At 58.3% G+C, this 9,135-nt stretch carries 10 protein-coding genes and 1 tRNA gene; 10 read left to right on the top strand and 1 reads right to left on the bottom strand.

From position 1 onward, the window contains the following. The first annotated feature begins 47 nt into the window (after positions 1-47). The 4 genes from ABYT07_RS03820 to ABYT07_RS03805 all read left to right on the top strand — a co-directional run bounded on the left by ABYT07_RS03820 (position 48) and on the right by ABYT07_RS03805 (position 2,381). A complete protein-coding gene (locus ABYT07_RS03820) occupies positions 48-371 on the top strand; it encodes a TIGR02300 family protein (protein WP_372989580.1) in 324 nt (107 codons plus the stop codon). Positions 372-489: 118 nt separating this feature from the next. Continuing rightward, positions 490-565: transfer RNA gene (locus tag ABYT07_RS03815), tRNA-Ala, on the top strand. Between the two features lie 219 nt (positions 566-784). Next, a complete protein-coding gene (locus ABYT07_RS03810; protein ID WP_372989577.1) occupies positions 785-1,378 on the top strand; it encodes a TetR/AcrR family transcriptional regulator in 594 nt (197 codons plus the stop codon). A gap of 22 nt (positions 1,379-1,400) precedes the next feature. Then, entirely contained in the window at positions 1,401-2,381 is a 981-nt protein-coding gene (locus ABYT07_RS03805; RefSeq protein WP_372989575.1) for a zinc-binding dehydrogenase, read from the top strand. A gap of 81 nt (positions 2,382-2,462) precedes the next feature. Here the strand turns inward: ABYT07_RS03805 and pobA are convergent, their stop codons facing one another. After that, positions 2,463-3,632, bottom strand: coding sequence for a 4-hydroxybenzoate 3-monooxygenase (gene pobA / locus ABYT07_RS03800; protein WP_372989573.1), 1,170 nt, complete (start codon positions 3,630-3,632; stop codon positions 2,463-2,465). Positions 3,633-3,690: 58 nt separating this feature from the next. On the opposite strand from pobA, the gene ABYT07_RS03795 reads away from it, so the two are divergent. The 6 genes from ABYT07_RS03795 to ABYT07_RS03770 all read left to right on the top strand — a co-directional run bounded on the left by ABYT07_RS03795 (position 3,691) and on the right by ABYT07_RS03770 (position 9,130). Next, positions 3,691-4,575, top strand: a complete 885-nt coding sequence (locus ABYT07_RS03795) for a helix-turn-helix domain-containing protein (RefSeq protein WP_372989571.1) — start codon at positions 3,691-3,693, stop codon at positions 4,573-4,575. A gap of 198 nt (positions 4,576-4,773) precedes the next feature. Further along, entirely contained in the window at positions 4,774-5,811 is a 1,038-nt protein-coding gene (locus ABYT07_RS03790; RefSeq protein ID WP_372989570.1) for a TRAP transporter substrate-binding protein, read from the top strand. A gap of 112 nt (positions 5,812-5,923) precedes the next feature. After that, entirely contained in the window at positions 5,924-6,490 is a 567-nt protein-coding gene (locus ABYT07_RS03785) for a TRAP transporter small permease subunit (RefSeq protein ID WP_372989569.1), read from the top strand. Beyond that, positions 6,487-7,800 carry a TRAP transporter large permease subunit gene (locus ABYT07_RS03780; protein ID WP_372989568.1) on the top strand — a complete coding sequence of 438 codons (1,314 nt, stop codon included), beginning with the start codon at positions 6,487-6,489 and terminating at the stop codon, positions 7,798-7,800. Before ABYT07_RS03785 ends, ABYT07_RS03780 begins: the two co-directional genes overlap by 4 nt. A 171-nt stretch (positions 7,801-7,971) precedes the next feature. Next, complete coding sequence (locus ABYT07_RS03775; RefSeq protein ID WP_372989567.1) at positions 7,972-8,826, top strand: urease accessory protein UreD; 855 nt, start codon at positions 7,972-7,974, stop codon at positions 8,824-8,826. Position 8,827: 1 nt separating this feature from the next. Beyond that, positions 8,828-9,130 carry an urease subunit gamma gene (locus tag ABYT07_RS03770; RefSeq protein ID WP_372989566.1) on the top strand — a complete coding sequence of 101 codons (303 nt, stop codon included), beginning with the start codon at positions 8,828-8,830 and terminating at the stop codon, positions 9,128-9,130. Positions 9,131-9,135 lie beyond the last annotated feature (5 nt).

The following is a 9,135-nucleotide window of genomic DNA, read 5'->3' as shown; positions in this document are numbered from 1 at the left end:
GGCCTGAATCATCTATACGCAACAACACTTTCAAAAAGGGGACTTCGATGCCCAATGAAGAATGGGGAACCAAGCGCCTGTGCCCCACAACGGGCAAGCGGTTCTACGACCTGAACAAAAACCCGATCATCAGCCCCTATAGCGGCGAAGTGGTCGAGGTGGATAATTCAAAATCCCGCATGATCGCCGCCGATGCCGAAGACGCCGTGACAGCAAAAGCCAAAAAGGCCGATGTTGACGAGGACGAGGTATTGGATGACGACGACGTAGATGTGGATCTGGATGACGATATTCTGGACGACGACGATGACGACGATGATACTGTTCCATTGGAAGAAATCGTCGATGTCGCCGCGAATGACGACGACTGATTGATCTTTCCGAAGGCGGGAGTGGATTTTCCTCTTGATCCCGCCTTCGCTTGCGCCTATTCAGCGGCGCATCGGCCTTCCCAAGGTCGACACACTACCCGGATCATTGATCCACGATGGGGCCTTAGCTCAGCTGGGAGAGCGCCTGCATGGCATGCAGGAGGTCAGCGGTTCGATCCCGCTAGGCTCCACCATCACCCTTTCTTTACATGCAATATAGTGATGGCACACCCAACCGCGGGCTTACACTGCCGTGCCTACACTGCAACACCTCTTTGAAGTGGCCTTCAGCGCAGGAAAAAGCAGACACGCCCGTCGGCGTCTTAACCCCCGATTATCGTGACCGCACCCATTGCGGCACATTTTCGTGAGCGATACTAGGCGACTGGTCTATTACTGCCTAGGTATCCCTCATGACAGAGCAAAAGAAATCAGACCAGACACGCCAGAAAATCCTGACGTCCGGCCATGCGCTTATCAGCAAGCATGGATTTGGCGCGGTCGGCTTGGCGCGCATTCTTAAGGAAAGCGGTGTCCCCAAGGGGTCGTTTTATTACTACTTCCCGTCCAAAGAAGCTTTCGGGCATGCCTTGCTGACCGATTATGTCACCAGTTACCTCGCCCGGATTGACGCGCTTTGCGCCACGCAGGGATCCTCCCACGACAAGCTGACCGCCTTTTGGTCCGCTTGGCTGACGCAGGCCGGATCAGAAGGCATCGCCAGACAATGTCTGGTGGTCAAGCTGGGTGCCGAAGTGGCCGACCTGTCCGAGGACATGCGGCAGGTGCTTGATAAGGGTGTCGCCGCCTTGGTCGACAGAATCGCAGCGCTGTTGGTGCAGGGGGGCCAAGATGGCTCGCTGGTGCCCGTCGATGATCCGCACACAACTGCGCAGATGCTTTACGCGAAATGGTTGGGGGCCGCGATTCTTGCCAAACTTTCGCGCAGTGAATTGCCGCTTCGGCAAGCTCTGTCTGAGACAAACGAAGCCCTTTCAAATTCCTGAATCACACAAGAAAGACATCCCCATGAAAGCAGCCATCCACGATACATTCGGCGAACCGATTGACGTTCTGAACGCCGTCGAAACTGACAAACCCACCGCTGGCGCAGGCGAGGTGTTGGTCAAAATGACCCTGTCGCCAATCCATAACCACGATCTTTGGACGATCCGTGGCACCTATGGCTACAAGCCCGATTTGCCCGGTGCCATCGGCGGCACCGAAGCGCTTGGCACGGTTGAGGCCGTTGGCGAAGGCGTTGATGCCGCGATGATTGGCAAGCGCATTGCAATTGCCGGCGTTCACGGCACATGGGCCGAGTATTTCGTTGCCCCCGCGGATGGCGTTCTGCCCCTGCCCGACATGATTTCCGACACGGCAGGTGCGCAGCTGATCGCGATGCCGTTCAGTGCCATTTCCCTGTTGGAAACGCTCAAGGCGAAACAGGGCGACTGGGTCATCCAGACCGCAGCAAACGGTGCTGTTGGCAGGATCATGGTGACGCTGGCCAAGGCGCGGGGCATCAACCTGCTCAACCTGGTGCGCCGCGATGAAGCCGTAAAAGAGCTGACGGATATGGGCATCGAAAACGTGCTGTCGACGTCCGATTCCGACTGGCAGAAAAAGGCGCGTGATATTGTCGGCAACGCCGGTGCGGTATCGGCGATTGATTCGGTTGGTGGCGATGTGTCGGCTGATCTGGTTGATCTGCTGGGCCTTGATGGCGAACTCGTTGTTTTCGGTACCGCAACAGGCGCGCCAATGCCGCTGTCGTCAGGTGCCTTGATCATGAAGCACATCACCATCAAAGGGTTCTGGGGCGCGCGCGTCAGCAAGGACATGGACCCGGCAGAGCGCACGCGCCTGATCACCGAACTGGTCACCCTGGCGGCCAAAGGCGAATTGGTGCTCGAAGACGGCGGGGTTTTTGAGATTGATGACGTCGCCACAGCGATAAAAGCCGCGCTGACTCCCGGCCGCGCAGGCAAGGTGATGTTCCGCGGCTAACTTTTGAGGGCAGGAAACAAAAGCCCGGCCTTTGACATGATCAAAGGCCGGGCTTTTTTACGTTGTGGACACGAAAGTGGGCTAGAACGGCAGCCCGATGTAATTCTCGGCCAACTCGCGCCGTGCGGTTTCGCTTTGCGACAGGTGACTTAGGGTCGCCTTGCGCATCTGCGCGGCAAAGCTGTCTTCGCCATCAAACTGGTGCAGCATTGTCGTCATCTGCCAGCTGAACCGCATCGCTTTCCAGATGCGGGCCAAAGCACGGTCGGCATAGGCATCGACGCCCGCCAGATCATTCTGTTTCAGCGCGGCAATCAGCGCGTCATGCAGATAATACACATCCGACACCGCCAGATTTAGCCCCTTGGCCCCCGTAGGTGGCACGATATGCGCGGAATCCCCTACCAGAAACAGGCTGCCCCAACGCAAAGGTTCGCTGACGAAAGACCGCAGCGGCGCGATTGATTTCTCGATCGAGGGGCCAGTCACCAAAGCATCGGCCGTTTCTTTTGGCAGGCGCATTTTCAGCGCTTCCCAGAAACGGTCATCGCTCCAGTCTTCGACTTTGTCCGTCAGGGGGGCCTGCACATAATAGCGCGACAGGTTTTCATTGCGCATCGACGCCAGCGCAAAACCGTGGCGCGAATTGGCGTAGATCAGTTCATGATTGGCGGGCGGCGTGCGCGACAGGACGCCCAGCCAACCAAAGGGATAGACCCGTTCGAATTCATCACGCTTGTCGGCGGGGATCGTCTGGCGGCTGACGCCATGAAAACCGTCGCAGCCCGCCACATACCGGCAGTCAATGCGCTTGCGCGCGCCATCGGCCGTGTATTCAACATAGGGCGCGTCGGTGGTCACGTCATTGATCACCACATCTTCGACGTTATGAATGATCTGTGTGCCCATCGCATCCTGGGCCTCGTACAAATCGGCGGTTACTTCGGTCTGGCCGTAAACCATCACTTTTTTACCGGTCAATTCGTGAAAGTTGATCCGCACCATCAGATCATCATCGGTCAGATAGCACCCTTCATGGGGGATACCCTCGCGGTCCATCCGGTGGCCGACGCCAGCCTCGCGCAGCAGTTGAACCGTTCCGTCCTCCAAAACGCCCGCCCTGATCCGCTCCAGCACGCGCGCGCGCGACGTACGCTCAAGAATGACGGTATCGACGCCTGCCCTGTTCAGCAGCTGCGACAAAAGCAAGCCCGACGGCCCGCCCCCGACAATGACGACTTCGGTTTTCATGATGCGTATCCCTCGTTTGGCTTTGATGGTATTTTAGGGCACGCACAGCACTGCGTGAATGGACCAACAGCGCAAAGGCTGGTACTATTCGTGCATGACCAAACCTGCGCAAATCCCGGATTATTCCCTTTTTGGTGAAACCGAAGCCTTTCCAGATGTGGTACATTGCGAACATATCCGCGACCGTGCCCCCGAACATGGCTGGATCATTACGCCCCACCGTCATGCCCAACTGGCGCAGCTTTTCTATATCGAAGAAGGCAGTGCCGACGCGACGGCAGACGGGGAATCCTTTGATCTGCGCAGCGGGATGATGCTGTTCGTGCCTGCGCAGACCGTCCATAGCTTTGCTTTTGCGCCGCAGACACAAGGGGTCGTGCAGTCCTTTCCGCTGTCCGTCCTGAACAGCATCGGCCCCGTCAGCGGCGATATCGGCCGCGCCCTGTCGCGGCCGTTTGTGGCAAGGCCGACGCACGCCTTGACCACCCAGATGACGCTGCTGGATGACGCATTGGGGCAGCATGGCCCTTTTCGGGCGCAGATCGCCGTCGGGCTGGCCCATGCTGTTTTGTCTTTGGCCGCAACCCTGAACCACAGCCCCAAAGGGAGCGTGGCCGCGCCGGATGGACGACTGGCCCACCTCGACCAATTGATCGCACAGCATCAGGGGCAAGGCTGGACCGCGCGCGATTATGCCGCCGAAATGACGCTGAGCACGGGCCATCTAAGCCGATTGTGCCGCACGGCCAAAGGCGTGTCCGCATCCGCCTATATCGAAGCAGGCACCATACAAGAAGCCTGCCGCATGTTGGCCTTTACCCAGCTTTCGGTCGCCGAAGTCGGCTATCGACTGGGCTTTGGCGATCCGTCTTATTTCTCGCGTCGGTTTAAATCTGTGCAAGGGCAAACCCCTTCCGTGTATCGGCAGAAATTCGTAACCTGACGGTTGGCACAACCCCAAGCACCAGTTGGACCGCTCTGCAAAACATCTCCCCGAATGCACCTGACAAACGTCAGAATTTGCCAGTGTTATCGCTAACAGACGTTTGACGAGGGTCATCCTTTACGAGATGGTGTCAGCAGCAATATGCAAAATCATGTATTACATGTGACATGTATGAACACCTCAGGGAGAGATCAGATGACAAAAGGTAACCTAAACCGCCGTACGCTTTTGCGCGGTGCCGCCGTTGGTATGCTTGCCACGCCTGCTTTGGTAGGCAAAGGGATCGCACAAGGTGCGGTTAACTGGCGTGTTCAGGCGCATTGGCCAAAAGCGTCCAGTTCGTTCACCGACAGCTTGGGCCGTCTTGCGTCCGATCTGGAAAAGCGCACCGATGGCGCGTTCAAGATGGACCTGCTGGGTGCCGGTGAATTCGCCAAGGGCCCTGACATCTACAACATCGTGCGCAAGGGCGTCGTGCCCATGGGTACCATCAGCCCGTCCTATGTGCAGGATCAGGCACAGGCCGCCGCATTTATGTTCGGCATCCCCGGCACCTTCCGTCAGGCATGGGAAATGGAACACGCCGTCAAGAACCTTGGCCTAGAGGCGCTGGTGAACGAAGACCTGAACGCCGAAGGTGTGATGATGATGGCCGACAAAGTGTTGCCCGTTGAAATCGTCGTTTCCAAAAAAATCGAATCCGCCGAAGATTTCCGCGGCCTCAAGCTGCGGTCCTCCGGCACCATGCTGGACTACCTGCAATCTGCCGGCGCTGCGCCGCAGTACATTCCAGGGTCGGAACTCTACCAATCTCTCAGCTCTGGCGTTGTGGATGGCGCGCATTGGGGTGCCGCCGTGGGTGCGAAATCCATGTCGCTTTGGGAAGTGTGCAAATACCACTACAAGCCGGGTCTGGGCCAGACGACCGATGCCTATATCGTCAATATGGAAGCTCTGGACAGCCTTGACGCGGACATGCGCAATGCACTGACGGACACGATGGAAGCGCGCTTCTACCAACGTTCTGCCGAATACCAGCACGCCGAGGCCATCGCGCTGTCGGCGGGTATTGCAGAAAACGGTGTCGAAGTGATTCAGCTGCCCGATGACGTGCTGGCGATTCTGGCAGAGGCATCGTCGAAGATCCTCGAGGCCGAATCCCAAAAAGGCGAGCGGGCAGCAAAAGCGGCTGATATCTACCGCACACTGATGACCGATCTGGGTTACCTCTAAGAACAACCCGCGCAGGGTTTAACCTGCGCGTCGTTCGATAAACATCATCGTGGTCGCCTTGTGTTTGCTTTCGCGCATCGGGCGGCCCCTTTTTGTCTATGGGGGTATTATCTTGCTTCAACTTGCGCGTCTTATCACTCGAACCAACCGATTTATCGGATACTGGATCAGCTTTTGCGTGCTGATCATTTTCGCTTTGCTGCTGGCTGATGTGGTCATGCGCTATCTGATCGGCCAGCCGGCGATCTGGACAGCCGAACTGGCCACGCTGATCTTTGGCGTCTATGCCATCATGGGGGGCGGTTTTTTGCTGGCCGAGCGGGGCCATGTGAATGTCGATATCATCTACGGCCGGTTTTCACCCAAGCGCAAAGCGCTGATTGATATCGTCACCTGGCCGCTGTTCGCGATCTTTGTCGGCGTCCTGCTGTGGCAGGGGTATGACATCGCCTCCGAAGCGATTGCCGATCTGGAGCGATCAAACTCTGTCTGGAAAGCGCCGTTGTGGCCTACCAAATCCCTCATTCCCGTCGCAGCCATCCTGCTGCTGCTCCAAGGGGTTGTACGCCTTTGGGCAGATGTACGCACCTTGATGGGCCTGCCAAACGATCCCGAAATTTTTGGTGTCCCCGCCAAGGATGAAACCGAAGCGGCCCAAGCCGCAGGAGGCAACTCATGAGCATCGAAATCCTGACCATGCTGTTTTTCGGGGCCTTGCTGCTGTTTGTCATGCTTGGCACGCCGCTGGCCTTTGCCTTGGGCGGCATCTCGGTCATCTTCCTCTATGCCGAAATGGGCGAACTGGGTTTTTATCTGCTGGCCACCAAAATGTGGGAGACGATGCAATCGCCGACCCTGATGGCCATTCCGCTGTTCGTGTTCATGGCGATCCTGCTGGAAAAATCAGGGGTCGCGAATGACCTTTACGATATGATGCACCAGTGGTGGGGCGGCCTGCGCGGTGGTCTGGCCATCGGCACCGTGCTGATCTGCGTGATCTTTGCAGCAATGTCGGGGATTTCCGGCGCGGCCGTTGTCACGATGGGCACCATCGCCCTGCCCAAGATGCTGGAACGGGGGTACGATAAAAAACTCGCCCTCGGGGCCATCAACGCGGGCGGGGGTTGGGGCATCCTGATCCCACCGTCAATCCTGATGGTGCTATATGCGCTGTTGACCGAAGTATCGGTCGGGCGCCTGTTCGCTGCCGGTATCGGGCCGGGCCTGCTGCTGTTCTTCCTTGTGTCGGTTTATATTGGCGGGCGCTGCTGGTTGCAGCCTGAATTGGGGCCTGCGCTGCCAGTCGAAGAACGGGCCAGCTGGGGGCAAAAGTTCCGGTCGCTCAAGGCCGTGATCCTGCCGATCCTGATCGTGGTCATCGTGCTTGGGGCTATCTTTGGCGGCTTTGCCACCCCGACCGAAGCCGCAGCCATCGGTGTTTTCGGCGCGCTGTTCGCAACAGCCGTGAACCGGCAACTGTCGTGGCCGGTGATCCGCGATGCCTCTGTCGCGACGCTCAAGCTGACGGCGTTGATCATCTGGATCTTGTTTGCGGCGCACGCCTTTAGCACGGCCTATACTGCGCTGGGTGCGCAAAGCCTGATTCAGGACTGGATGAACCTTGTCCCCGGCGGTCGCTGGGGGTCGTTGATCTTTATGCTGGCGGTCTTGTTCATCCTTGGCATGGTTCTGGACCCCGTCGGCATCATGCTGATCACGCTGCCCGTGTTCCTGCCTGTAGTGCAAAGCTATGGCTTTGATCCGATCTGGTTCGGCATCTTGTTCATCATCATGATGGAGGTCGGCTATATGACACCGCCCTTCGGGTTCAACCTTTTCTACCTCAAAGGGGTCGCCCCACCGGACGTTACGATGGGCGATATCTATGCTTCGGTGACGCCCTATGTGATCGTGACATTGATCGGCGTGTTGCTGATCATCCTGATCCCGGAAATCGCGACCTACCTGCCGAAATACTTCTACGGCTAGGGCCTGCAAACCTCCTCTGATCCGCCCCTTGCAGGCGGGTCAGAGACACCTCCGGCGACCGCCTAAATATTAGGCACCTCCCATCCGAGAGCCTAAATTTTCCCCGAACTGTCCCGTTTGCCATCGCGCTCAGATGGAATCGCGTTATCCATAAAGAAGGATTAACGGCATATGGCGGAGGGGCCCATCAACATCGCATCCCACATAGATCTGGCACCACAGGTAGCTGCCCAGCCCCGTGCTATGGGTGCGTTGCGCATTGCCAGCAAGACCTATGGCACCGCGTCCGTGATTGGTGATCTGTACCAGTCCGGCTGTCTCAAGGCGCTGTTTCCGCGCGCCGCAGCGGGGGGGCTGACAGGCGTTTTCCTCAATACCTCTGGCGGGATGACTGGCGGCGATCGCTTGTCTATCGATGCCATGGCGGCCGAGGGCAGCCGCCTGACGCTGACGTCGCAAGCTGCCGAACGCGTTTATCTGGCGCAACCCGGACCGCCGGCACGGCTGACAACCAGCTTGGCCGTCGCCCAAGGTGCAAGGATCGATTGGCTCCCGCAGGAAACCATCCTGTTCAACGGTGCCGCCCTGCAACGGCGGCTGGACGTTGATCTGGCCCCTGATGCGACCTTTATGTGCGTTGAACCGCTGGTCTTTGGCCGCGTGTCCATGGGCGAAACCCTGACCACGGGCAGCTTTGCCGATAACATCACCATCCGCCGCGACGGTGTGCCGGTCTTTGCCGATGCAGTGCGGCTGTCCGGTGATATAGCCACCCAACTGTCCGGCTCTGCCACCGCACGCGGCCAGTTTGCCATGGCCAGCGTGATCTACGCCGCCGCCGATGCCGAGGCGCTGCTGAGCCCGCTCCGCGCGTTGCTGCCGAAAACCGCCGGTGCCAGCCTGATCCGCCCCGGTGTCCTTTATGCGCGCATTCTGGCCCCCGACAGTTACATCCTGCGCCAGTCCTTGGTGCCGATCATCGCCCGCCTGCATGGCGCGGCCCCACCCAAAACATGGATGCTTTGACATGCAGCTAACCCCCCGTGAAAAAGACAAACTGCTGATCGCCATGGCGGCCGAGGTTGCGCGCAAGCGCCTTGCCCGTGGCGTCAAACTGAACCACCCCGAGGCCATCGCCCTAATCACCGACACAGTTGTCGAAGGCGCACGCGATGGCCGCAGCGTCGCCGATATAATGCAGGCCGGTGCGCAGGTTATCACCCGCGATCAGTGCATGGAGGGCATCCCAGAGATGATCCACGACGTACAGGTCGAAGCCACATTTCCCGACGGGACCAAGCTGGTCACCGTTCACAATCCTATCCGCTAGAAAGG

It is taken from the genome of Sulfitobacter sp., assembly GCF_041552635.1.
Lineage (GTDB): Bacteria > Pseudomonadota > Alphaproteobacteria > Rhodobacterales > Rhodobacteraceae > Sulfitobacter.
The sequence above is the reverse complement of the archived record's forward strand: the minus strand, read 5'-3'. Positions and strand labels throughout refer to the sequence as shown.